We start from the raw sequence: 24,572 nt of genomic DNA, 5'->3' as shown, positions 1-24,572 counted from the left end.
GTCACTTCAACGGTGACAGGGGCTTTTTCATGCCTGGCAGTTAAGCCCGATCGCGGATCAGCAACGGCTTGAGGTAATGGCCGGTGTGAGATTGCTTCATCTCGGCAACTTCCTCCGGCGTACCGGTGGCAATGATCTGCCCGCCCTTGGAACCGCCTTCAGGACCGAGGTCCACCAACCAGTCAGCGGTCTTGATCACATCGAGGTTATGCTCGATCACCACCACGGTGTTGCCGTGATCGCGCAGACGATGCAGAACATCGAGTAACTGCTGGATATCGGCGAAGTGCAGGCCGGTGGTTGGCTCATCGAGGATATACAGGGTTTTGCCCGTATCGCGTTTGGACAGCTCGCGCGACAACTTGACCCGCTGTGCTTCACCGCCGGACAGGGTCGTCGCCGACTGCCCCAGCTTGATGTAGGACAGGCCGACATCCATCAGCGTTTGCAGCTTGCGCGCCAGTGCCGGCACCGCATCGAAGAACTCCCGTGCTTCCTCGATGGTCATTTCGAGGGTTTCATGGATGCTCTTGCCCTTGTATTTGATCTCAAGGGTTTCGCGGTTGTAGCGCTTGCTCTTGCACACATCGCAGGGCACGTAGATGTCCGGCAGGAAGTGCATTTCCACCTTGATTAGGCCATCGCCCTGGCACGCTTCGCAGCGACCGCCCTTGACGTTGAACGAGAAACGCCCCGGGCCGTAACCACGGGAGCGCGACTCGGGCACGCCGGCAAACAGTTCGCGGATCGGTGTGAACAGCCCGGTGTAGGTCGCCGGGTTGGAGCGCGGCGTACGGCCGATCGGGCTCTGGTCGATATCGACGACTTTGTCGAGATGTTCCAGACCTTTGATGCTGTCATGCGCAGCCGCTTCCAGCGTGGTCGCGCCATTCAGTGCAGTGGCGCTGAGCGGGAACAGCGTGTTGTTGATCAGGGTCGATTTGCCCGAACCGGATACGCCAGTCACGCAAGTCAGCAGGCCGATCGGGATGTCCAGATCGACGTTGCGCAGGTTGTTGCCACGCGCACCTTTGAGCGACAGGTTGAGCTTCTTGTTGCGCGGCGTGCGTTTGGCCGGCACTTCGATCTTCACCCGGCCGGACAGGTATTTGCCAGTCAGCGAATCCGGGTGCGCCATGACTTCATCCGGCGTGCCCTCGGCAACGATCCGCCCGCCGTGTACACCTGCGCCCGGGCCGATATCGACGACATAGTCAGCCAGACGAATCGCGTCTTCATCATGCTCGACCACGATCACCGTGTTGCCGATATCGCGCAAATGCTTGAGCGTACCGAGCAGCCGGTCGTTGTCGCGCTGATGCAGGCCAATGGATGGTTCATCGAGGATATACAGAACACCGACCAGGCCGGCGCCAATCTGGCTGGCCAGACGAATCCGCTGCGCCTCGCCACCGGAGAGCGTGTCCGCGCTGCGATCCAGCGACAGATAGTCGAGGCCGACGTTGACCAGGAATTGCAGACGCTCGCGGATTTCCTTGAGGATCTTGTCGGCGATCTCGCCGCGGCGACCGGTCATCTTCAGCGCGCCGAAATATTCGCAGGCATCGCCGATCGGCAGATTGGTCACTGCCGGCAAGGTTTTCTCGCCGACCCAGACGTGCCGCGCTTCACGGCGCAGACGCGTGCCACGGCAATCCGGGCAGGCCTGATGACTGAGGAACTTGGCCAGCTCTTCGCGCACGCTCGCCGATTCGGTTTCGCGATAGCGACGCTCAAGATTCGGCACGATACCTTCGAACGGGTGCGAGCGTTTGACGATGTCGCCACGGTCGTTGAGGTATTTGAAGTCGACGTTCTGCGAGCCGCTACCGTGCAGGATGAACTTCTGCTGCTCGGCGCTCAGCTCGTTGAAGGGTTTATCCAGGCTGAACTTGTAGTGCGAGGCGAGTGAGCCGAGCATCTGGAAGTAATAAACGTTGCGCCTGTCCCAGCCGCGTATTGCACCTTCAGCCAGGGTCAGCTCGCCATTGACCAGACGCTTGATGTCGAAGAACTGCTTCACACCCAGGCCATCACAGGTCGGGCAGGCGCCGGCCGGGTTGTTGAAGGAAAACAGCTTGGGTTCCAGCTCGCTGATCGCATGGCCGCAGATCGGGCAGGCGAAGCGTGCGGAGAAGATCATTTCTTCGCCCGGCTCGTCGTCCATCGGCGCGACCAGGGCAATGCCGTCGGCCAGTTTCAGCGCGGTTTCGAAGGATTCGGCCAGACGTTGCTGCAGATCGGCGCGGACCTTGAAGCGGTCGACGATCACATCGATCGAATGCTTCTTCTGTTTATCCAGCTTCGGCAGCTCGTCGAGCTCGCAGATCCGCCCGTTGACCCGGGCGCGGACGAAACCTTGCGCACGCAATTCTTCGAAGACCGACAGGTGTTCGCCCTTGCGCTCGCGGATCACCGGCGCCAGCAGCATGAGTTTGCTGCCTTCCGGCTGCGCCAGCACCAGATCGACCATCTGGCTGACGGTCTGCGCTTCCAGTGGAATGTCGTGATCCGGGCAACGCGGCGTACCGACGCGGGCATAGAGCAAGCGCAGGTAGTCGTAGATTTCGGTGATGGTGCCGACCGTGGAACGCGGGTTGTGCGAGGTCGACTTCTGTTCGATGGAGATCGCCGGCGACAGGCCTTCGATGGTGTCGACGTCGGGTTTTTCCATCATCGACAGGAACTGCCGGGCATAGGCCGACAGCGATTCGACATAGCGGCGCTGACCTTCGGCATACAGCGTGTCGAACGCCAGGGACGACTTGCCGGATCCGGACAGGCCGGTGATGACGATCAGTTTGTCCCGTGGCAGGGTCAGGTCGATGTTCTTCAGGTTGTGGGTACGGGCCCCACGTATCAGGATCTTGTCCAAAGTGGCCTCGCTTGGCGGGCGTCGAAAACGTAGGAGTATACGGGCAAATACTGGATGGATGCACACTATCAAACGAAGGGCGTTTTGCCGTTCATGAAGAGAGTTTCATCTATACGCGTCATAGCGTCGCGATATACCCCGTCTTCCGATGGGACTGGTAGAATCGCCGCCGGTTCACACGAGGTTTTTCCATGCACGATCCCCACAGCGAACGCATGAGTGGCAGCGAGACCCGCGCGGCGAGCGGTCTGGCCCTGGTGTTCGCCTTCCGTATGCTTGGCATGTTCATGGTGTTGCCGGTGCTGGCGACCTATGGCATGGATCTGGCGGGAGCGACCCCGGCCCTGATCGGGCTGGCGATTGGCGCTTACGGTCTGACCCAGGCAATTTTCCAGATTCCGTTCGGGATCATTTCCGACCGCATCGGTCGCCGGCCGGTGATCTACCTCGGCCTGATCGTCTTCGCTCTCGGCAGTGTTCTGGCTTCCCAGGCCGATTCGATCTGGGGCGTGATCGCCGGGCGGATCCTGCAGGGCGCCGGGGCGATTTCTGCAGCGGTGATGGCGCTGCTTTCCGACCTGACCCGCGAGCAGCATCGGACCAAGGCCATGGCGATGATCGGCATGACTATCGGCCTGTCGTTTGCCGTGGCCATGGTGGTCGGGCCGTTACTGACCAGTGCGTTCGGGCTGTCCGGGCTGTTCCTCGCCACTGGCGCCATGGCGCTGGTCGGCATCCTGATCATCATGTTCATGGTGCCGCAGTCCACCGGGCCGTTGCAGCACCGGGAATCCGGCGTGGCCCGGCAGGCGCTGATGCCGACGCTCAAGCACCCGGACCTGCTGCGCCTGGATCTGGGCATCTTTGTGTTACATGCCATGTTGATGTCGAGCTTCGTTGCCTTGCCCTTGGCACTGGTGACAAAAGCCGGTCTGCCCAAGGAACAGCACTGGTGGGTCTACCTCACCGCGCTGCTGATTTCGTTCTTCGCCATGATCCCGTTCATTATCTACGGCGAGAAGAAACGCAAAATGAAACGAGTTTTGCTCGGCGCCGTCATGACATTGATGCTGACTGAACTATTCTTCTGGCAGTTCGGCGACAGCCTGCGTGCTCTGGTGATCGGTACGGTGGTGTTTTTCACCGCGTTCAATCTGCTCGAGGCATCGTTGCCGTCGCTGATCAGCAAGGTTTCACCGGCAGGCGGCAAGGGCACGGCCATGGGCGTGTACTCCACCAGCCAGTTCCTCGGTTCGGCACTCGGCGGGATACTCGGCGGCTGGTTGTTCCAGCATGGCGGTCTGTCGGTTGTGTTCCTCGGATGCGCCGCGCTGGCTGCACTTTGGCTGGCCTTTGCTGTTACCATGCGCGAACCTCCCTACGTGACGAGCCTGCGCTTGCCGTTGTCGCCCGAAGCGATCCGCGAAGCGGGTCTGGTCGAGCGCCTCAAGGCCCTGGTAGGGGTAACAGATGCAGTGATAGTCGCCGAAGAGGCGGCTGTTTACATCAAACTGGACAAAGAATTAGTGGATCGCAGCACCCTCGAACGCCTGGTCAACAACCCGGCCGGGGCTGCGTGCGACGCTTAGGAGAACGTTATGGCCCGTGGGGTTAACAAAGTCATATTGGTCGGCACTTGCGGCCAGGATCCCGAAGTTCGCTACCTGCCTAACGGTAACGCCGTGACCAACCTGAGTCTGGCCACCAGCGAACAATGGACCGACAAGCAGACCGGTCAGAAGGTCGAGAAGACCGAGTGGCACCGCGTGTCGATGTTCGGCAAGGTGGCCGAGATCGCCGGTGAATACCTGCGCAAGGGTTCGCAGGTGTACATCGAAGGCAAGCTGCAGACCCGCGAGTGGGAAAAGGACGGCATCAAGCGTTACACCACTGAAATCGTGGTCGACATGCAAGGCACCATGCAACTGCTCGGCGGCCGTCCACAACAGGGCGATCAGCAAGGCGGCGGCAACAACTACCAGCAGCAGGCGCCACGTCAGCAGGCACCGCGCCCGCAGCAGTCGGCTCCACAGCAGCGTTCGGCTCCGGCGCCTCAGCAGGCCGCACCGCAACCGGCTCCGGATTTCGACAGCTTCGATGACGATATTCCGTTCTGATTTGCCGCTGTAACCGTCTTGAATGAAAAGGGCCCGTCGCTTAAACGACGGGCCTTTTTTGTGAGGCAATATTTACGGTTATGTTCGATTACCTGTGGGAGCGAGCCTGCTCGCGAATGCGTCAGTTCAGTCGATGCACCTGTAACTGGCAGGACGCTTTCGCGAGCAGGCTCGCTCCCACAAGGTAACTTCGTCTTAATCCAGAATCAGATGCGGCAGGAAGCGACTGGAGTCCTTGGTGATCAGACTATTGTCCTCACGCACACCAATCCCTGCCGCCTCATCACCAATCACCCACGAGCCAATCAGCGTGTAGCTGTCGCCAAACTTCGGCAGCGGCGCGAACTCCTGCAGGATGAACGGCGCATCGGTGTAAGGCCCGTCCTCTTTGACGATCAGACCTTCCACTGTTTGCAGTTCGATGTTGGCACCTTCGCGGGAAAAGTACGGCTTGCGCACCCAGCCCTTCGGTACGGCACTTTGCGGATTCGGATCAAGGTGCGCAGCGAGCAGATTCGGATGTCCCTTGTGCAATTCCCACAGCAGCGGCAGCGCACCTTTGTTGGACAGGATCGCCTTCCACGCCGGCTCGAAAAACTGCGTATCGCATTCGGCGATCGCCGCGCCGAACGGTTCGTGGAAGATGAATTCCCAGGCGTGCAGCTTGAACAGGTGCGGGATCCAGCGATCCTGCAGATCGACGAAACGACCCTCAGCCGTCAGGCCGATGTCTTCGATATCGATATGGCGTGATTCGATGCCGACCTTTTCCGCGATCAGCCGCAGGTAGTCGGTGGTGCCTTTGTCTTCGACCGAATCTTTCATCGAGGCAAAGTAAAACGGCCGCTTCAGCTGCAACTCGGCGAAGGCCTGATGCAGCTTGGTGTCGATGCTGTTGAACTGGTCAGCATGCGGCGGCAGCGTGCCACGCTCGATGCATTGTTCCAGCCAGCCCCACTGAAACGCCGCCGCCTCATAAAGGCTGGTCGGCGTGTCGTAGTTGAGCTCCAACAGTTTCGCCGGCCCGTTGCCGCTGTAGGAAAAGTCCATGCGACCGTACAGATGCGGATGACCCTCGCGCCAGGAGGTGCGGATCATGTCGTAGTACGCCGCCGGGATGCTGAGGCGATCAAGCAACTCCTCGCTGTCGACCACGCGATCCACCAGGTCCATGCACATCTCGTGCAGTTCGGTGGTCGGGTCTTCCAGATCGTTTTCGATCTGCGCCAGGCTGAACTGGTAGTAGGCGCTTTCGTCCCAGTACGGTTCGTCGTCGATGGTGTGGAACAGGAAACCGAGGCTTTCGGCGGTGTGTTTCCAGTCGGGGCGCTCGGCGCAGTGGATCTTTTTCATGTCAGCTGCTCGAGCGTCCGGAACTGCTGCCCCAGCCACCCCAACCGCTGCGGGCGCTGGACTGGCTGCCGAAGCCGCCGCGCGAAGTCGACGACGCAACGTTCACCGGTTTGCTCTTGCTGCTCTCGTAATCCGACTGGCTGCGCGAGGTTGTGTCAGCTCGGCGGTACTGCGTTGAGGTGTTGTACGGCTGGCGCGTTTCGCGATCACGGTAAACGGTGCGTTCGGCGTTGTTGCTCATTGCGTTGCCGATCAGCCAGCCGGTCAGCCAGCCATTGCCGCCGCCACCTGAGCCACCGGAATAGTGCGAGCCGCCGTGGCTGGCGCTGCTGCTGCTCGTGGTGTCCCCCGCCGGCATTTGCGAATTGGCGATGGCATCGAGATCCTGCGGCGTCTCGGCATCGCCCGGCACTTTAAAGCCGCCGAGTTTCGGCACGAAACGGCCATCGGAATTTTTCTGACACCAGCCAGCGGCAAAGTCTGCGTCGCACTTGGCCTTGTCGCTGTAGGCCGGGGCGATGCGCCGGTGCTCGTTCAGGGCGGCGACGTAGGCGCTGGAGCAGAGATCGGCGGCCAATTCGGCGTCGACACACTGTTCAACGCTTTGGAAGTTGCGCGGCTGATCCAGCGCCGCTGCTTCACCGGAAATCGCCATCGCCACCGACGCGGCGAGGGACAATTGCACGTATTTGCTGCGTTTCATCGAGAGGCTTCCTGCCGGTCAGTGGGACGGTGTCATGCACGCGGCATTGAGCATGCCGACGCTGATCGCCACGGCGGCGACATAAATGCCGGCGGCGACTTCGCCGTTGGCGATGCGCTGGGACGTGCCCTTGAGCACCAGCCCGGTCGCAACGAACGCCAACAGCTGCACGACGGCGGCGATGACCGCCCAGAGGACAAAGTCGAGCACGTTGACCGAGTAGGCGATCACGTTGCTCGCCGGAATGGCGAAACCGATGATCGCCCCGGACAGAGCAATGGCGGCGGCAGTGTTGCCGGCACGGATCAGTTCGAATTCCTTGTGCGCGGTAATGCGCGTGTAGACGAATTGAAACAGCATGAACAGCAACACGGCGCCGATCAGGTAGACGACAAAACCGACCAGCGCGGTTTTGTTCAGGGAAACGGCCAAGACTTCCAGCATGAAAAACTTCCTTTTTTAGATGGCGCTCAAATCAGTCGTGTACAGCGAGATGCCCAGCGAGGTGCTCAGGCTGACGGTGCCTTCTTCGTCCTGTTCGACGGAGAACAGCAGCAGTTCGCGGCGATCGGTCAGGCCGGTGTCACGGGCATACAGCATGGCGTGGTGCTTGATGGTGTAGGACTCGTCCGGGTTGACCACGTGTTCGGTCATTGGCACCAGTTCGGTCTGATGTAACTCGGTGCCCCATTCACGGGTGTATTCAACACCGTCGTGGTGGTAGGTCGGCAGACCGATCAGGCTGTTCGGGCCGGCCAGACGCTGCAGTTCGGCGTCACTGTTGACCGTCACGTAGCTGAGGTAATTGAACAGGGTGACCGACTCGACCTGATCATCGCCAGTGACGTGGATCTGCACCCAGAAATCCTCGTCGTTCATGTAGTAGCGGTGCAGCTTGTTGGACTGGCCGAGATCGACCCAACCGGCGCTCCACACCGCTTGATCGAATGGCACCCGCACCGACGTCGAGCCTTCCAGCAGCAATGCCAGGGTCGTGTCGAAGCGCACGCCTTTGCCTTGTGCCATGCCCAGTGGACCGCTGGCGCCGGTGCTCGTTGGCGCAGCGGCCTGCCAATTGCTGGTGCCGAGCAAGTCTTTAAACCATCCCATGGGTACGTTCCTTGAAGCGGGTGGAGGTGTTCGGGGGTGAAAAAGTGGCGGTAGTGTAACGGGCGAAGCGGTGAACGAGCAGAGGCAATTACGCCGCAAAACCATGTGGGAGCGAGCCTGCTCGCGAATGGGTTGTGTCAGTCACTCGATTCTTAGACTGTCACGACGCTTTCGCGAGCAGGCTCGCTCCCACAAGTTACCGTTCAGTCATTACTGCGCGGACTTCTGCTTCAGCCGCTCAAGGATCGCATTGGCGCTGCCTTCGTTCGGCGTGATGCCGGCGTCGCGCAGTTTGCGTTCCAGGTCGTTGCCGGTAGAGGCGTCGGCCAGTTCGTCTGCGGCGTTCAGTTCGGCAGCGCGTTGCTGCTGCTTGGCTTGCAGGCGGTTCAGGGTGCCGACCGCGGTTTCCAGTTTGCCGTTGGCGCCGCCGCTGGCAATCGAGGCGCTGACCTGGGCTTTCTGCACGCTGTCGCGGGCCTTGGCCATGTCCACTTGCTGGCGCAGGCTCTTGATTCGCGATTCGGCTTTGCTGATGTCTTTGCGCATGTTGTCGGCGTAGGCGCCGAATTCATCGCTGAGCTTCTTCTCGGCAGCGAGGTCGTTGGTCAGGGTCGAAATCGCTTCGGCCACTTCCAGCGCCAGGTCTTCACGGCCGGCATTCAACGCGGCTACAGCCTTGGCTTCGAGGTCCTTGATCTTGGCGTCGTATTCGCTGACGCGGTCGGCGGCCAGTTTGTGCTTGGCCATGATCGTCACCAGTTCGCGGCGAGCATTGGACAGCGCGGTGTCGGCGTCGCGGATTTCCTGATCTAGGATGCGCAGTGCCTGCTGGTCGGCGATGGCTTCGCCAACTTCATTGGCGCCGCCGCGCAGTGCGGTGAACAACTTGCTCCAGATGGACTGAGTCATTGGATATTCCCTGTTGATTACTTGAAGAAGTGTTCGAAGGCTTCGCTGGCGCGCTGCACGTTGTCGACCAGGGTTTTCACCTCGGTGACCACGTTGGTCAGGCTCGAGTCGGCGCTGAGGGCGCCGAACATGTTGTAGACGGTCTGCCCGTTGGGCATCGACTCGATCCCGATCGACGACAGCGGGAACATCTCGCGGCTGCGCAGCACGGCATCGTTGAACGCCTGGACGTTGCTGATCGAATCGATGTCCACCAGCACGGTGTCGACGATGATCTGCTGGCCGGCCAGGGCGATGTGAATCGGCAAGCCGCCGAATTCGTTCATTTCCAGCTTGATGCTCGGTTCGGAGCTCTGGATCAGGGACAGCGAAATCTCTTGGGAAGCCACCTCGTCCAGCGCCTTGAGGGCATTGAAGAGGCTGTCGATGGTCCAGTTGTTGCCTGCGCTCATGTATTTCTCCGACATGAAAGAGCCAGCCAGAATCGGTTGGCGTAGCTGTTGCTCCATTTGCTTGAGCAAGCTTCGGTTTTCCGGAAGCACCCAAGTTTCGTGTTTCACATAACCGGCGGCGGCCAGGCCTGCGCGCATCTGCTTCATGTAGAAGCTCGACGGTTTTTTCGCTGACGTCTTGCCACGCTCGCCCTTGGGGCTGGCTGCGGCAGGCGTCGGAGTGCGGCTTGTCATGGCTGGAATCCGGTTATGAGCGTCTCACGCGTGGGCCACACTACAACCAATGCAAAGTGCCATCAATGACTCACGCGTGAGATTTTCATGACAGACGCAAAAAGGCCCGCAACGGGGCGGGCCAGGGGATTGCGCAGTTGTTGCTAGGCGTTGCTGTGCAGGAACTGCTCAGTCGATACCACGCTGGCGTAGGCAAAACCCAGCGCCGACATGAATGCTGCGTGCACATGAGCGGCGGGCACCGTCAGGCCGTTGAATTCCAGGTCACGGCTGGCGCAGGCATCGTGAATCACGGTCACGCTGTAACCCATGTCCGCCGCCGCGCGGGTGATGCCATCGACGCACATATGGCTCATGCTGCCGACCACCACCAGGTCGGTGATGCCGTGTTCGTCGAGCACCGCTTTCAGTTCGGTTTCACGGAACGAGTTGACGAAGTGCTTGAGCACCACCGGCTCGTCGGCGCGGTTGAGCACTTTCGGATGCAGTTTCGCGCCTTCGGAGCCGGGAGTGAAAAACGGCGCGTCTTCGGAGGTGAATTCATGCCGAATGTGCACCACCGGATCGCCCGCTGCGCGAAAGGCTGCGATCAGCCGTGCGGCGTTGTCGGCAGCGGCGTCGGCGCCGACCAGCGGCCACTTGCCTTGGGGGAAGTAGTCGTTCTGGATATCGACTACGATGAGCGCTTGCTTGGCCATGGGATTGTCCTCGAGACGGTGATTGGGTGTGGCCTCAGTATTGACGCTGGCCGAGGATTCGAGGATTGGCCGCACCGACAATAGACGGGGGAAAACTGACAATGGCTGCACAAAGAGCCGCCACCGCTGAACTGGGCGTGCTGATTTACCCCGGCGCGCAACTGGCGGCGGTGCACGGTCTGACCGACCTGTTCGCGGTGGCCAACCGCATTGCCGCCGAGTATCAGGCTGTGCAATTGCCCTTGCTGCGGGTCAGTCACTGGCAGGTCGAGGGCGAGCAGTTGCCGACGCGGGTTTACGACAGTCATCCCGGTGCCGAAGACGCTTTGCTCGCCATGCTGATTCCGCCGTCCCTCGGCGGGTTCGATGCGGCGCAGATGACCGCGAGTCTTGCGCAATGGCTGCGCGATCAGCATGCGCGCGGCGCAACCCTTGGTGGTGTTTGTGTGGGCTCGTTGATGCTCGCTGAAAGCGGCTTGCTCGACGGTCGCAGCGCCACCACCCACTGGACCTCGGCCCAGGCGTTTGCCGAGCGTTACCCGAAGATCAAACTCAAGGCCGACACGCCGATTGTCGACGACGGTGACCTGATCACCACGGCGGGGCTGATGGCCTGGTCGGAACTGGGACTGCGCCTGGTCGATCGCTTGCTCGGCCCGAGCATCGCCACCGCGACCGCGCGTTTTCTGGTGATGGAACACAGCGACAGCGCCAGTGAATGCGGGAGCAATTTCGCGCCGATTCTCAGTCATGGCGACGCGGCGATTCTCAAGGTTCAGCACTGGCTGCAAAGCACCGGGGCGACGGATGTTTCGCTGAACGCGATGGCCGAGCGCGCGGGCCTTGAAGAGCGCACTTTCCTGCGCCGATTCCGCGCCGCGACAGGCTTGAAACCGACCGAATATTGCCAGCACCTGCGGGTCGGCAAAGCGCGAGAAATGCTCGAGTTCACCAATGGCACGATCGACCACATTGCCTGGACGGTGGGCTATCAGGATCCGGGCGCGTTTCGTGCGATCTTCAAGAAGATTACCGGGTTGGGGCCGAGTGAGTACCGGGGGCGGTTTGGTCTGGCGCGGTAGCCTGGGCACTGGAGTAACCCTGTGGGAGCTGGCTTGCCAGCGATGCGATCAATCAGTTGCAAAACAGGTGACTGATCCACCGCCATCGCTGGCAAGCCAGCTCCCACAGGTTTTTGCACAGGACCACGGATCGTGCAATTTGCCGGAGTTTTGCGCGCCGTCGTGCAGTTTGAAACAGGCCTCATGCCAGCACATTCACGGCAAACTCCCGATTATCGGGCGGTTCGGCGGGATCGTTGTTTGGCCTGATCTCTGCAATTTCCTTTGAGAACCCATCGACTGATAAAAGGGGAACGCATGACCCCGACACCCAGCAACAAAATCGTCGTGGCCCATTCGGTGCGTGCCGAGGCGCCGCAACATGAAGTCGAGACCAACAAGGCTCTGGCGCGTTGGATGGCGCAGATTCTCGGCTGCAAATTCGGCGGCAGTTACGATCCGGCCAAACATCAGGGCCGCGAGCTGTATCTGCTGCCAACGCAAACCATCGTTGGCGCCGCCCACGCTCAAGCGCTGGGCATCAAAGGCCCCGATGACTTGTGGGGCGGTTACGTCGAATACGATTTCATCTGCACCAAAGCCATCAGCCACGGCTTGCGCAGCCATCTGGCGCACGCGCCGCAAGGCTGGTCGCCGCTGTTTTCGGAGCGGGTGCGCAACGTTGTGCTCGACGGTCTCAGCGTATTCGCCCTGGAAGATGCACGGCCCGCCGCCGAACATTTGCTGTACGCCGGGCCGATTCGCTTGAAGCCGGTTCACGCTTGCGCCGGTCGCGGTCAGGAAGTGATCAAAAGCCTCGACGCGTTCGATGAGATCCTCGCGCGGCCCGAGGCGCAAAATCTGTTCAAGGACGGCGTAGTGCTGGAGCAGGACTTGAGCAACGTCGTCACCCACAGCGTCGGCCAGTCGTTCATCGGCGGCAAAGTGTTGAGCTACTGTGGTGATCAATACTTGACCGAGGACGGCCAGGGCGAAGAGGTCTACGGCGGTTCGAATCTGCTGGTGGTGCAAGGGGGCTATGACCAATTGCTCGCGCTGGATCTGCCTGATGATGTGCGTCTGGCCATCGAGCAGGCGCAGGTCTTCGACAGTGCCGCCAACGAAGCCTACCCGCGCTTCTTCGCCTCGCGGCGCAATTACGATATCGCCCAAGGCCTCGACGCCAGCGGCAACCCGCGCAGCGGCGTGCTCGAACAATCCTGGCGCATGGGCGGTGCCAGCAGCGCCGAAGTGGCGGCGCTGCAAAGCTTCGTCAACGATCCACAGATGCGCGCGATTCGCGTGTCGTCGGTGGAAACCTATACCGATCAGGCGCTGCCGGCGGACGCCATCGAGGTCTATCGCGGACCGGCGGAAAACAGCGCATTTCTTCTCAAATATGTGACGGTCCAATCCTATGACGGCTAGAAGCGAAAGCATTCAAATCGACATTGATGACGAACAGATGAGTGGGACCTTTCTCAGTCCCAAATCGAAGGTCCCGGGGGTGTTGTTTGTGCACGGTTGGGGCGGCAGTCAGGAACGTGATCTGGAACGGGCCAAAGGCATCGCCGGCCTGGGTTGCGTATGCCTGACTTTCGACCTGCGCGGGCACACCGGCGGCACCGGAATCCCGCTGACCCGGGTGACCCGTGAAGACAATCTGCGTGATTTGCTGGCGGCCTACGATCGCTTGCTGGCGCACCCGGCCCTCGACACTTCGGCGATCGCCGTGGTCGGCACCAGTTATGGCGGCTATCTGGCCTCGATCCTGACCTCATTGCGCCCGGTGCGCTGGCTGGCGCTGCGCGTGCCGGCGCTTTACCGCGACGAGCAATGGCACACGCCCAAACGCGATCTGGACAAGGCCGACCTGCGCGATTATCGCGGCACGCTGGTGCGCGCCGACAGCAATCGCGCCCTGCATGCCTGCTCGCAATTCACTGGCGACGTGCTGTTGGTGGAATCGGAAACCGACGATTTCGTGCCCCACGCGACGATCATGAGTTACCGCGCCGCCTGTCAGCAGACCCACTCGTTGACCCACCGGATCATCGATGGCGCGGATCACGCGTTGAGTGACCCGGTGTCGCAGCAGGCCTACACCTCGATTCTGGTGGACTGGATTACCGAGATGGTGGTGGGGGAACGGTTGAGCATTATCCAATCCAGATGATCTGTCGCGTGTACCGGCCCCTTCGCGAGCAGGCTCGCTCCCACAGGTTGAGCGCATTTCAAATGTGGGAGCGAGCCTGCTCGCGAAGGGGCCATCAGCAGCAATGCACGGTCAGGACGGTTTCTTCTCGATGCGCAACGCCTTGGCCTTGGCTTCCACCACCAGATACATCACCACCGTAATCAACAGCGGCAGCAGAAAATAAATCGCCCGATACGCCAGCAATCCCGCGACCAGACTGCCGCGTGATGCCTCGTGCTGCAGCAGCGCCACGAACACTGCCTCAAGCACACCCAGCCCCGCCGGAATGTGCGTGATGACCCCGGCAATCGCGCTGATCAACAGCACGCCGAGCACCAGCGGATAATCCAGTTTGCTCGGCAGCAGAGTGAAGATCACCGCCGCCATCAGCGACCAGTTCAGCGCGCCCAAAAGCAATTGCAGCACAGCCATGCGCAGCGACGGCAGGTTGATTTCCACGCCGCGAATCGACCACTCGCGGCGCTTGGAAAACTGACACGCCGCCAGATAGCCGGCGCTGACCAGCAGCAATAACACACCGACCAGTTGCAAGGCCGAACTGCTGAGCTTCCAGCCCGGCGGCATCGTCACCAGACCGCTGCTGAACACTACGCCGGCGATGGTCATGTAGCCGAACCAGTTGGTCGCCAGGCTCAGGCCGAGAATCTTGGCAATGTTGCCTTTGCTTACGCCCAGCCGCGAATACAGGCGATAGCGCATGGCGATGCCGCCGACCCAGGCGCTGAGATTGAGGTTGAAGGCGTAGCTGATGATGCCCACCGGCAGGATCTGCTTCCAGGTCAGGTCCTGACGAATGTAGGTGCGGCCGATCAGGTCGAAACTGGCGTACACCAGAAAACTCAGCAGGGTCAGGCTGGCGGCGATGATCAGCGTGCGCACCTTGAAATCGGCGAGGGTTTCCAGCACCTCGGCCCATTCGATGCGCGTGGCGAACATCGTCAACAGGACGATCAGCGCGAGGAAAAACAGGATGGTCAGCGGACGTTTCCAGCGGCTCCATTTCGACGGCGCCGCCTGTGCCGAATGGCTATCGGAGTGCACTTCGGAATGACTCATGGACGCGCACCTCGGAAAGGCTTCAGACGCGGTTTATGCGCCGGCAGCCAACCGGCCATGGCCGGAAAGTGCCGCAGGAAGTGGAACACCAGAAAGCCCACGGTCATGTGCCAGATGCGCCCACGCGGCAAGAGTTTGGCGTCCATGGCTTTGCAGTGGTTCTGGCTGAGGTCTTCGAGGCGTTCGTACAGGTGCTGATTGAACGCGCGATCGCGGATCAGCACGTTGGCTTCCAGATTCAGCGACAGGCTCAGCGGGTCGAGATTGCTCGAGCCCACGGTGCTCCAGTCATCGTCGACCAGCGCGACCTTGCCGTGCAGCGGGCGCTGGCAGTATTCGTGAATCTGCACGCCGGCACGCAGCAGATAATCGTATGTCATGCGCGCCGCCAGTTTCGCCACGAGCATGTCCGGCTGGCCTTGCAGGATCAGCCGCACCTCGACGCCACGGCGGGCGGCGTTGCGGATTTCGCGCAGCAAACGGTAGCCGGGAAAGAAGTAGGCGTTGGCGATGATCACCCGGCGCTTGGCCTTGCGCAGCACCTGCAGATAGACGTCTTCGATATCGGTGTTGTGTTGATCGTTATCGCGGAACACCAGGCGCACCTGGCCGTCGTGATCGGTGAAGGCCATTTCCTCCAGACGCTGGCGCCGGCGCTGCCACCAGAACCGCGCGCGTCCGGGACGACCGCTTTGCAGCAGGGCGAAGTGATGGATATCGGCGACCACCGGGCCTTGGATCTCAACCGAGTAATCCTGCTTGGCTTCAGGGCCGAAATCGGCCAGGTGATCGCCGGAAAAATTGATCCCGCCAATGAACGCGATCAAGCCGTCGACCACCACGATCTTGCGGTGCAAGCGGCGGAACCAGTTGGTGCGGATGCCCAAGTGCTTTGGCGCCGGATCGAAGATCTGCAAATGCACGCCGGCATCGCTCAAGGCCGACAGATAGCCGGTGCTCAGCTCGCCACAGCCGAAGCCGTCGAGGCTGACCGTGGTGCGCACGCCGCGCTGGGCGGCTTCGATGAGGATTTGCTGCAACTCGGCGCCGACCTTGTCTTCGAAGACGATGAAGGTCTCCAGCAGGATCTCGCTCTTGGCTGCGCGCATCGCTTCGAATACCCGAGGGAAATATTCCTCGCCGTTCTCCAGCAGCTCTACGCGGTTATTGCTGTGCCATTGATACTCGACGTCAACGTGGCCGGGTTCGCGCACCGGCGGGTTTAGCGGAACCGGGTCGACGGCGGATTTTTCCAGTGGCGCACTGTTCATAGTTCAATCTCCACCGATAACGGTGCGTGGTCGGAAAGGTGGGACCAGGGCCGGTTCGTCAATACTTTTGGCCGGCTGGCCTTGAGGTTGCGTACGTAGATGCGGTCGAGTCGTAGCGCTGGCAGCCGCGCGGGAAAGCTGCGCGCCGGCTTGCCGTACTGCTCGGCGAACACTTCGCGCAGGCCACAGGGCTTGAGCTGCGCATCGGCGCGCTGGCGCCAGTCGTTGAAATCGCCAGCGACGATCACTGGGGCATCGGCGGGCAATTCGGCGAGACGTTGCATCAGCAGATCCAGTTGCGCATTGCGGTGGCTCTCGCGCAGGCCCAGATGCACGCAGATCGCGTGCACTTCGGTGCCGTCGCCAGGCAGGCGCAGCACGCAATGCAACAGGCCGCGGTTCTCATGGCCGCTGATCGACACGTCGAGGTTGTCGTGGCGGATGATCTGGAATTTCGACAGCAGCGCATTGCCGTGATCGCCCGCCGGGTACACGGCGTTGCGCCCGTAGGCGAATTGCGGCCAGAGGCTGTCGGCGAGAAATTCGTACTGCGGCATCGTCGGCCAGTTGTCGTAGCGTTTCGGATGCTGCTCGTGAGTACCGTGGACTTCCTGCAGAAACACCACGTCGGCAGCCACACTGCGCACCGCTTCACGCAGCTCCGGCAGAATGAAACGCCGGTTCAGTGCAGTGAAACCCTTATGGGTGTTGACCGTCAGTACGGTGAAAGTGCGCACCGAGGGCGCAACCACGGAGCCTTCGTCGGTAAAACCGACCGGTTCGGGAATGCTCATGACAGAACTCCTTCTGCGGCAACTTGCCCGGGAGTCGTGGCGAGGTCTTTATCGAGGTCGAAGCGCTGCAAGAGGTTGCGTGCGTCGTAGGGCGCGCGGACTTTGATGTCGTTGTCGAAGTAGCAGAACACTTCGCGGGGTTTGCGCGCGCGGGGTTTCAGGCGTGGCGCTATCAGGTGGGCGTCCTCTGGCTGTTTACCGTGATGCCAGGCGTCGATGCGCTCGGCCCAGCGCTTGAGCGCTTGTTCGGAATAACCGCTGGCGTAGAGCTCTTCGGCGCCATGCAAACGCAGGTAGACAAAGTCGCTGGTGAGGTCTTCGCGGTACGGCCATTTGCCGGCGGTGTCGGCGACCACCAGAGCCACGTTATGGCGCTTGAGCAGGCGTACGAACTCCGGGTCGATGAAACTTTCATGGCGGATTTCCACGGCATGGCGCAGTGGCTTCTTGCGCCAGGCTTTGACGCTGGCGTGGCCGGGCAGATGCGAATCGTGCTGGCGGGCGAGGGCGGCTGCGGCTTGGGTGTCGTGGGGCAGCTGCGCGAGAAACTGGTCGAAACGCTCGGCGTCGAATTTGAAGTTTGGCGGAAACTGCCAGAGGATCGGCCCGAGTTTTTCCTTCAGCTCCAGCACGCCCGAGGCAAAGAAATTCGCCAGCGGTTTTTCGATTTCGCGCAAACGGCGCACGTGGGTGATGAAGCGCGGTGCCTTGACGCTGAACACGAAGTCATCAGGGGTTTCGGCGTACCACTGGGCGTAACGTTCGGGGCGTTGCAGGGCGTAGAACGATCCATTGATTTCGATGCTGTTGACCGCGCGGGAGGCGAACTGCAATTCGCGCTTCTGCGCCAGTCCCTTCGGGTAGAAATCCCCGCGCCACGGGGCGTAGCGCCAGCCTGAAATACCGATGTGAATCGTCGCCATCCCATCCTCCCGTAGAAAGTCCTCGTGTTGCCGATGTTCTGTGATGACTGCGGCGGGTGCGGGAAAGTTTCGGTGGTGTTACGGACGGTCGCGATTGGGAATTGCTTGCGATTCATTGTGGGAGCGAGCTTGCTCGCGAATACGGACTGTCAGTAGACGATCCATCGACTGACCCAACGTTTTCGCGAGCAGGCTCGCTCCCACAGGGCATGTGTGTGGCGCTGGTCGCTGAACTTGCCGCGCAATTACCGATCAGTTCCTTACCAGGGTCAGCCACGGGAGATCGGAGCTTTGCGCAATTTCAGGATCGCCATTCTGCTGGGAGCGCTGCTGTGCTTCGGCGTCAACGCATCGCAAGCCGCCGCGCTACCGGGCGTTCCGGCTGCCGCCGATACGGCGGAAAAACCTGCCGAACCGGAACCGCTGGTGCAGGGTGGTTTGCTCGGGGCGATCAGTACGAGCATCGACGATGTGCAGGAAAAACTCGATCTCAACGAACACCTGGTCGATGCCTGGCGGCTGCGCGCCGACCGTGCGGCGGATGAGGTCGACAGGCTGGTCAAGCAACCGTCAAACCGCTCGGGCTGGAGCGTGGCCGGGGATTTCCTCACGTTGTCGGGAGTCTGGCTGGGCAGTTTCGCCCTGCTCACCGTGCTCGGCAGTCTGTTGGCCAAGCGTCTGCGTGAGGGCCGCTGGTTGCGCACCCGCCAGCGCAGTCAGGATCTGCTCGGCTACGTGCTGCCTTACACCGTGCCGGCGCTGATCTGCCTGCCGCTGACACTGTATGTCAGCCATTTTCTGCAAGCTTCGGTGGGCCGCGCGCTGGCGCTGTGTCTGGCCTATGCCACCAGCAGCGGCATTTTTTCCACGTCGATGTTGTTGTGCGTGGTGGTGATGTTCAACGTCGGCCACAAGCGCGCCGCCGCGCGAATCATCCGTGAATACTGCCCGCGCCCGCTGTTCCTGATCGGCTTTCTCGCCGCCCTCAGCGATGCCCTGACCAGCCCGCAGATCGCCCGACAATTGGGCGGCAATATCACCAGCAGCATCGCCGTGTTCACCGGGCTGATCGCCTCGGTCATCTTCGGTTTGCTGGTGATTCGCCTGCGCCGGCCCGTGGCGCATCTGATCCGCAATCGCCCGCTCGCTCAGCGTTTGAAACAACCGTCGCTGCAGGAGTCGCTGCGGATATTTTCCGGGCTGTGGTACTGGCCGATCGTGCTGATGGTGCTGGTCTCGGCAGTCAGCCTGATCGGCATCGGCGAGGACAATCAGAAAGCCCTGCGCTGCGCCTTGTTCACTACCGTGCTGCTGATCGCCACGGTGTTTCTCAGCACGGTGTTGCAGCACCTGTTCAAATCACGCAAGGCCGAGGCGATCCAGCGCAGCAGTGCCTACAAGGAACGTTTTCTCAGTCTGTTGCATGCGTTGCTGCGCATCGTCATGGCGATTGTGTTCATCGATATTCTCGGGCGGATTTGGGGCGTGTCGCTGCTCGATTTCGCCCAGAGCAGCACGGTCGGCCGGGCGATCAGCAATGCCTTGAGCAGCATCGGTCTGATCTTCCTGGTGACGTGGCTGCTGTGGGTGGTGCTCGACACGGCGATTCAGGAAGCGCTGAAACCACCGCTGAGCAAACGCGCGGCACGTCAACCGAGCACGCGGGTGAAAACCATCCTGCCGCTGCTGCGCAATGCGATCAAAATCATCCTCGTGGTGATCTGCGCGATTACCACCATGGCCAACCTCGGCATCAATGTCGCGCCGCTACTGGCCGGTGCGGGCGTGGTCGGTCTGGCGATCGGTTTCGGTTCGCAGCAATTGGTGCAGGACGTCATCACCGGGTTGTTCATCATCATCGAAGACACCCTGTCGATCGGCGACTGGGTGGTGCTCGATTCCGGCCACGCTGGCACGGTGGAAGGCCTGACCATTCGCACCTTGCGCCTGCGCGACGGCAAGGGTTTTGTGCATTCAGTGCCGTTCGGCCAGATCAAGGCTGTGACCAACCAATCACGCCAGTTCGCCTTCGCATTTTTCTCGGTGCAGTTCACTTACGACACCGACGTCGACAAGGCCATCGAGCTGATCCGCGAGGCCGGCGATTCGATCCGCGAAGACCCGTTCCTCAAGTACAACCTGCAAGGGCCGCTGGATGTGTTTGGCGTGGACAAGATGGACTTGAACGGAGTGGTGTTGACGGCGCAATTCCGCACAGTGTCCGGTGGCCAATATGCGGTGAGCCGCGCGTTCAACCAGCGCTTGAAGAAGCTTGTGGATAACACACCGAATGTGCATTTTGCGCAGACTTATCCACAGCAGGTTCTGTTGCCGAAGCGGCAGGAGGAGGGGGCGGTGGTTGCGGGTGAGGTGCCGCAGGAGTCGCGGACCTGAAGCATAATTTTGGGGTGGAGGGCCGGCCATTCGCGAGCAGGCTCGCTCCCACAGGGGAAACGGGATTGGACTGTGGGAGCGAGCCTGCTCGCGAAGACGCCGGTGCGAACACTCTCAATGCCGGATCAGCTTGGCATGCAGTTGTCCCATGGCTATCGGATCCAGCTCTACCCAAACCTGCTGCTTGCCGGCAATCACCGCCGCCACCGCCACCCCATCGCGATACACCAGCCGATTGCTCACCAGCGCCGGCACTTTCACCCCGGGCAACAACGTCCCGGCCAGATTCAGCGGATCAACCCCACACACCGCCACCAGGCTGCCGTCCTGCGGGCGTCGGCGTACTTCGCGCAGCAAGGGAATGGCTTCGGGCAAGGCAAACTGCTCGCCAGCCAGACCACTGACAAACCGCCCGCCACGAATCTCGCCCCGCGCTTCCAGACGATGAAAGGTGCGCAGCAATTCCCGCCAGCTCGGCAACCAGTCCGCTTCGCGTTCCAGCAGACGCCAGAACACCACGCCGTAGCGGCGCAGCAGGGTCATGGCGACATGTTCGAGCGTCTCGGCGGCATCGGCTGACGAACCCCGGCGCAGCAATGCCCAGCGCCCGGCATCGTCCATGCCGCCGATAAACGCGCCGCGCCCGCGTCGGCTGCTGCGCTGCTGGCGCTTGCTTGCGGGAGTGATCAGCGCGCGCAGACCGGCGAAGCTGTCGGCGTTCACCAAACCTGCGGCGACCAGTTCCTGCAAGGCGATTTCCAGTTCGCTGCGCAGCAGGCGCGCTTCATGAATCAGCTCATCGAAAAACAGCGCGCCGTGCTGGCTCAGCGCCTCGAAGACTTTCTGTGTTTTCGGCGATAACTCACTCACCGGCGTCTGTTCCGCCAATGCACTCCACAAACCCACTTGGCTACGCGGCAGCAGCACAATCGGTGTACTGCGCAATGCCGAGCCGCTGACCTTCTGCCGCGCATTGATGCGCGTCCACACCAGTTTGCCGTTGCGGCACAGTTCATCCAGCCAGCTCGGCGAATAGTCCTTGAGGCGTGCCGGCAGGATGTCGCTGTCCCACGCCGAAGCTGCCGCCGGGTAGCCTTCGAACTGGCCGACAATCGCCGGCAGCACCGCACTGCCCTGACCTTGGGTGGCCGGCGTCAGATGCTGCCAGTCGAACAGGAAACGCATGAAATCCTGCAATGCCACCGGTTCGATTTCCCGGCGCAGGCGCTTGACCGTGTAGCGATGGATGCGCGCCAGCAGATGGCGTTCGCACCATTCTTCAATCGCGCTGTTCGGCGTGAACTGGCCGCGCAAGACGTAGCCTTCACGCTCCAGTTGCGCGAGGGCCTGATTGACTTGCGCAACTGGCAGGGCGAGCGGCTCGGCAATGGCGGGCAACGGGATTGGCCCAAAGGCGCCGAGGCGGGCGCGGATCACTTCGACCAGCGCCTCATCGAATGCCCACGTATCGTCGAATCCGGGCAGCGCGACTGCTGCGCTTGCCAACGTCGCCTGTGGATAAAGTGCTTGTAGGCAACTCAAGCGTTCGCGGGCCAGCCATAACTGATGCTCGGCGTCGATCTGCAACAGGCAGGCGCGGCCGCTGGCCATCAGCGTTTGCAGCCAGTCCGGCCAACCCGCGTTGGCGCGCGCTTCGGTGTCGCTTATGCAGGCGAGGCTCATCAGCGCTTCGTGCATTTCATCCATGGAATTGGGCGACGGCCAGGCTTCTTCGCGTACTGCGGTGATCGCATCGGCATCGAGTGCGCCGAGATCATCGGTCGACTGCGGATCGCTCCAGCGTCGATTGATCACCGCTTGCGTGCGGCGTTCCTCCAGCGGCGCGTCGTCGAGAAACGTGTACGGTCGGGCGCTGAGGATTTCTGCCGCCAGCGGCGACGGCGCAGGTAAATCCCGGGCGATCAGGCGCACCTCGCCACGCTCCATGCGCCGCAGCAGGGTCAGCCAGCCTTCGCTGTCCATCGCTTCGTGCAGGCAATCGTCGAGGGTCTGTTCCACCAACGGATGTTCGGGGACTTCACGCTCGCCGGCGAGGTTTTCCAGGCAGGCGATCTGGTCGGGGAAGACGCTGGCGATCAGGTCTTCGCTTTTCATCCGTTGCAGTTGCGGAGCGACTTTGCGCCCGCCGGTAAAACGCGGCAACGCCAGCGCCACTCCGGCATTCCAGCGCCAGCGCACGCCGAACAGTGGCGCATCAAGCACGGCTTGAATGAGCGTGTGTTCGGCGCTGTTGCTGTGCAGGTAACGCCAGACTTCGTCGAGCTCGAAGCTGTGACTGGTGGACAGCGACAGCACGATCGCGTCTTCGCTGGCGGCGGCCTGCAACTCGAAGTTGAAGGTGCGGCAGAAACGCTTGCGCAGGGCCAAGCCCCAGGCGCGGTTGATGCGGCTGCCGAACGGCGTGTGAATGATCAGTTGGGTGCCGCCGGACTCGTCGAAAAACCGCTCCATCAACAGCGTGTCCTGCGAGGGCAGGGCTCCAAGGGTTTGCCGTGCGCGCGCCAGATATTCGACCAATTGCTCGGCGCTGGCGAGGTTGAGGCCGAGTGTGGTGGTCAGCCAGTCGAGCGCCGGTTGCAGATTCCCGGGGCTGGCGCTGAGCAATTCGTCCAACTGCGCTTGCAGGCGCGCGACGGCCGCCGACAGTTCATCACTGCGCCCCGGCGCTTCGCCGAGCCAGAACGGAATGGTCGGCGGCATGCCCTGCGCATCCTCGACCCGCACTTTGCCGCTTTCTACCCGCAGGATGCGATACGAGGTATTGCCAAGCTGGAACACGTCGCCGGCGATACTTTCCACGGCGAAATCTTCGTTGACGCTGCCGATGTTCAAGCCCTGGGGTTCTAGCAATACGCTGTAGTCGGCGTTGTCCGGGATGGTGCCGCCACTGGTCACGGCGGTCAGTTGCGCGCCACGCCGGCCACGCAAGGTGCGACTGACGGCATCGCGGTGCAGGTAGGCGCTGCGGATGCCTTGGCGGCCGTTGTAACCCTCGGCGAGCATGCTCAGCAGGGCCTGATAGTGTTTTTCATCGAGGTCGCGATACGGCCAGGCTCGGCGGAACATCGCCAGCAACGCGTCCTCCGACCATTCCTGGCAACTGACCTCGGCAATGATCTGCTGCGCCAGCACGTCCAGCGGCTTTTCCGGAATGTGCAGCGTATCGAGCTCGCCCCGGCGCACGCAGTCGAGCAGGGCGGCGCACTCGATCAGGTCATCGCGGGTGGTGGCGAACAAACGACCCTTGGGCGTGCCGCCGACCTGATGTCCGGAACGGCCAACTCTTTGCAGAAACGCAGCAATCGAGCGCGGTGAACTCATCTGGCAGACCAGGTCGACTTCGCCGATATCGATGCCCAACTCCAGTGATGCCGTGGCGATCAGCACCTGCAACTCGCCGCGCTTGAGCCGTTGTTCGGCGTCGAGGCGAAACTCCTTGGCCAGGCTGCCATGGTGCGCCGCCACGGCCTGCTTGCCGAGGCGTTCGCTCAAATGCCGGCTGAGGCGCTCGGCAAGGCGTCGGGTGTTGACGAAAATCAGTGTGGTGCGGTGCTCGCGGGCGAGTTCGGCGAGGCGCTCGTACACCAGTTCCCAGACATCGTTGGCCATCACCGCCGACAGCGGCACCGGCGGCACTTCGATACCCAGGTCTCGTGGGCGGGCGTGGCCTATGTCGACGATTTCGCAGGGGCGGGCATGACCGACCAGAAACCGCGCCACGGCTTCTACCGGCTTCTGCGTGGCGGACAGGCCGATGCGGGTCAGCGGTTCGGCGCAGAGTGCTTGCAAACGCTCGAGGCTCAAGGACAGATGACTGCCGCGCTTGCCGGCGGCCATGGCGTGGATTTCGTCAATGATCACCGTGCGCGTGGTGCCGAGCATCCTGCGCCCGGATTCTGAGCCGAGCAGCACGTACAGCGATTCCGGCGTGGTGACCAGAATGTGCGGCGCGCTCTTGCGCATGGCGGCGCGGTCTTTCTGCGGCGTGTCGCCGGTTCGTACGGCGGTAGTGATGGTCAGCTGCGGCAGGCCCATTTCGCGCAAATGCGCTGTAATGCCAGCCAGCGGATTCTGCAGATTGATCTGAATGTCGTTGGACAGTGCCTTCAACGGCGAGACATAGACCACCAGGGTTTCGGCGGGCAGACCGTCAGGATGCTCCAGACCTCGGTGCACCAGCTCATCGAGCACGGCGAGGAACGCGGTCAGGGTTTTCCCAGAGCCGGTGGGCGCGGCGATCAGCGTCGAACGGCGCTGGCGGATCAACGGCCACGCACGGGCCTGAGCGGCGGTGACCGCCGGGAAAGTCTTGTTGAACCAGGCGCTGACGGCGGGGTGAAAGCCGGCCAGCGCACTGGTGGCGGGGAGGGGCAGATTCATGAC

The 24,572-nt window shown here is 61.6% G+C and carries 19 protein-coding genes; 6 read left to right on the top strand and 13 right to left on the bottom strand.

The features are described 5' to 3' along the window. Positions 1–40: 40 nt before the first annotated feature. Positions 41–2,875 (bottom strand): excinuclease ABC subunit UvrA, encoded by a 2,835-nt coding sequence (uvrA, locus tag D8U82_RS25465; RefSeq protein ID WP_016772948.1) that lies wholly within the window; start codon positions 2,873–2,875, stop codon positions 41–43. A 191-nt stretch (positions 2,876–3,066) separates the two neighbouring features. On the opposite strand from uvrA, the gene D8U82_RS25460 reads away from it, so the two are divergent. Both D8U82_RS25460 and D8U82_RS25455 read left to right on the top strand, forming a co-directional pair. After that, complete coding sequence (locus tag D8U82_RS25460) at positions 3,067–4,464, top strand: MFS transporter (RefSeq protein WP_110646972.1); 1,398 nt, start codon at positions 3,067–3,069, stop codon at positions 4,462–4,464. A gap of 9 nt (positions 4,465–4,473) precedes the next feature. Then, positions 4,474–4,992, top strand: a complete 519-nt coding sequence (locus tag D8U82_RS25455; RefSeq protein WP_003228709.1) for a single-stranded DNA-binding protein — start codon at positions 4,474–4,476, stop codon at positions 4,990–4,992. A 195-nt stretch (positions 4,993–5,187) separates the two neighbouring features. Here D8U82_RS25455 and D8U82_RS25450 read toward each other — a convergent pair whose 3' ends face one another. From D8U82_RS25450 to D8U82_RS25420, 7 genes are all read right to left on the bottom strand, one after another. Then, positions 5,188–6,345 (bottom strand): glutathionylspermidine synthase family protein, encoded by a 1,158-nt coding sequence (locus D8U82_RS25450; protein ID WP_130888364.1) that lies wholly within the window; start codon positions 6,343–6,345, stop codon positions 5,188–5,190. 1 nt (position 6,346) lies between these two features. Further along, on the bottom strand, positions 6,347–7,048 hold the full coding sequence (locus tag D8U82_RS25445) for a DUF1190 domain-containing protein (protein WP_130888363.1): 702 nt from the start codon (positions 7,046–7,048) through the stop codon (positions 6,347–6,349). Between the two features lie 18 nt (positions 7,049–7,066). Further along, positions 7,067–7,492: a DUF350 domain-containing protein gene (locus D8U82_RS25440; protein WP_016772952.1), complete on the bottom strand. Its 426-nt coding sequence runs from the start codon at positions 7,490–7,492 to the stop codon at positions 7,067–7,069. A 15-nt stretch (positions 7,493–7,507) separates the two neighbouring features. Continuing rightward, entirely contained in the window at positions 7,508–8,158 is a 651-nt protein-coding gene (locus tag D8U82_RS25435; RefSeq protein ID WP_130888362.1) for a DUF2491 family protein, read from the bottom strand. Between the two features lie 210 nt (positions 8,159–8,368). Further along, positions 8,369–9,067, bottom strand: coding sequence for a PspA/IM30 family protein (locus tag D8U82_RS25430; RefSeq protein WP_016772954.1), 699 nt, complete (start codon positions 9,065–9,067; stop codon positions 8,369–8,371). Positions 9,068–9,084: 17 nt separating this feature from the next. Continuing rightward, a complete protein-coding gene (locus D8U82_RS25425; protein WP_041477671.1) occupies positions 9,085–9,753 on the bottom strand; it encodes a YjfI family protein in 669 nt (222 codons plus the stop codon). Positions 9,754–9,896: 143 nt separating this feature from the next. Beyond that, positions 9,897–10,451, bottom strand: coding sequence for a cysteine hydrolase family protein (locus D8U82_RS25420; protein ID WP_130903217.1), 555 nt, complete (start codon positions 10,449–10,451; stop codon positions 9,897–9,899). 101 nt (positions 10,452–10,552) lie between these two features. Between D8U82_RS25420 and D8U82_RS25415 the strand changes: the two genes are divergently transcribed. From D8U82_RS25415 to D8U82_RS25405, 3 genes are all read left to right on the top strand, one after another. Continuing rightward, entirely contained in the window at positions 10,553–11,533 is a 981-nt protein-coding gene (locus tag D8U82_RS25415; protein ID WP_130903216.1) for a GlxA family transcriptional regulator, read from the top strand. A gap of 297 nt (positions 11,534–11,830) precedes the next feature. After that, a complete protein-coding gene (locus D8U82_RS25410; protein ID WP_130903215.1) occupies positions 11,831–12,940 on the top strand; it encodes a DUF3182 family protein in 1,110 nt (369 codons plus the stop codon). Continuing rightward, a complete protein-coding gene (locus tag D8U82_RS25405) occupies positions 12,930–13,688 on the top strand; it encodes an alpha/beta fold hydrolase (protein WP_016772959.1) in 759 nt (252 codons plus the stop codon). Before D8U82_RS25410 ends, D8U82_RS25405 begins: the two co-directional genes overlap by 11 nt. A gap of 111 nt (positions 13,689–13,799) precedes the next feature. Here D8U82_RS25405 and D8U82_RS25400 read toward each other — a convergent pair whose 3' ends face one another. Genes D8U82_RS25400 through D8U82_RS25385 form a run of 4 tightly spaced genes read right to left on the bottom strand, consistent with a single transcriptional unit; the run spans position 13,800 to position 17,774 of the window. Beyond that, complete coding sequence (locus D8U82_RS25400) at positions 13,800–14,786, bottom strand: lysylphosphatidylglycerol synthase domain-containing protein (protein WP_024014510.1); 987 nt, start codon at positions 14,784–14,786, stop codon at positions 13,800–13,802. Continuing rightward, positions 14,783–16,057, bottom strand: coding sequence for a cardiolipin synthase ClsB (clsB, locus tag D8U82_RS25395; RefSeq protein ID WP_016772961.1), 1,275 nt, complete (start codon positions 16,055–16,057; stop codon positions 14,783–14,785). Before clsB ends, D8U82_RS25400 begins: the two co-directional genes overlap by 4 nt. After that, positions 16,054–16,851 carry an endonuclease/exonuclease/phosphatase family protein gene (locus D8U82_RS25390; protein ID WP_056790768.1) on the bottom strand — a complete coding sequence of 266 codons (798 nt, stop codon included), beginning with the start codon at positions 16,849–16,851 and terminating at the stop codon, positions 16,054–16,056. Before D8U82_RS25390 ends, clsB begins: the two co-directional genes overlap by 4 nt. Next, positions 16,848–17,774, bottom strand: coding sequence for a DUF72 domain-containing protein (locus D8U82_RS25385; RefSeq protein ID WP_130903214.1), 927 nt, complete (start codon positions 17,772–17,774; stop codon positions 16,848–16,850). The genes D8U82_RS25390 and D8U82_RS25385 overlap by 4 nt, the downstream gene beginning before the upstream one ends. Before the next feature lie 291 nt (positions 17,775–18,065). Here D8U82_RS25385 and D8U82_RS25380 point away from each other — a divergent pair, with 291 nt between their 5' ends. Beyond that, positions 18,066–20,168, top strand: coding sequence for a mechanosensitive ion channel family protein (locus tag D8U82_RS25380; RefSeq protein WP_130903213.1), 2,103 nt, complete (start codon positions 18,066–18,068; stop codon positions 20,166–20,168). 114 nt (positions 20,169–20,282) lie between these two features. Here D8U82_RS25380 and D8U82_RS25375 read toward each other — a convergent pair whose 3' ends face one another. Continuing rightward, positions 20,283–24,569, bottom strand: coding sequence for a DEAD/DEAH box helicase (locus D8U82_RS25375; RefSeq protein ID WP_130903221.1), 4,287 nt, complete (start codon positions 24,567–24,569; stop codon positions 20,283–20,285). Positions 24,570–24,572: the final 3 nt, after the last annotated feature.

The sequence above is a fragment of the Pseudomonas sp. Sample_23 genome, from assembly GCF_004307595.1.
In the GTDB taxonomy this organism is placed as follows: domain Bacteria; phylum Pseudomonadota; class Gammaproteobacteria; order Pseudomonadales; family Pseudomonadaceae; genus Aquipseudomonas; species Aquipseudomonas atacamensis.
Note: the sequence above shows the minus strand (reverse complement) of the source record. Positions and strands in the feature narration are given on the sequence as shown.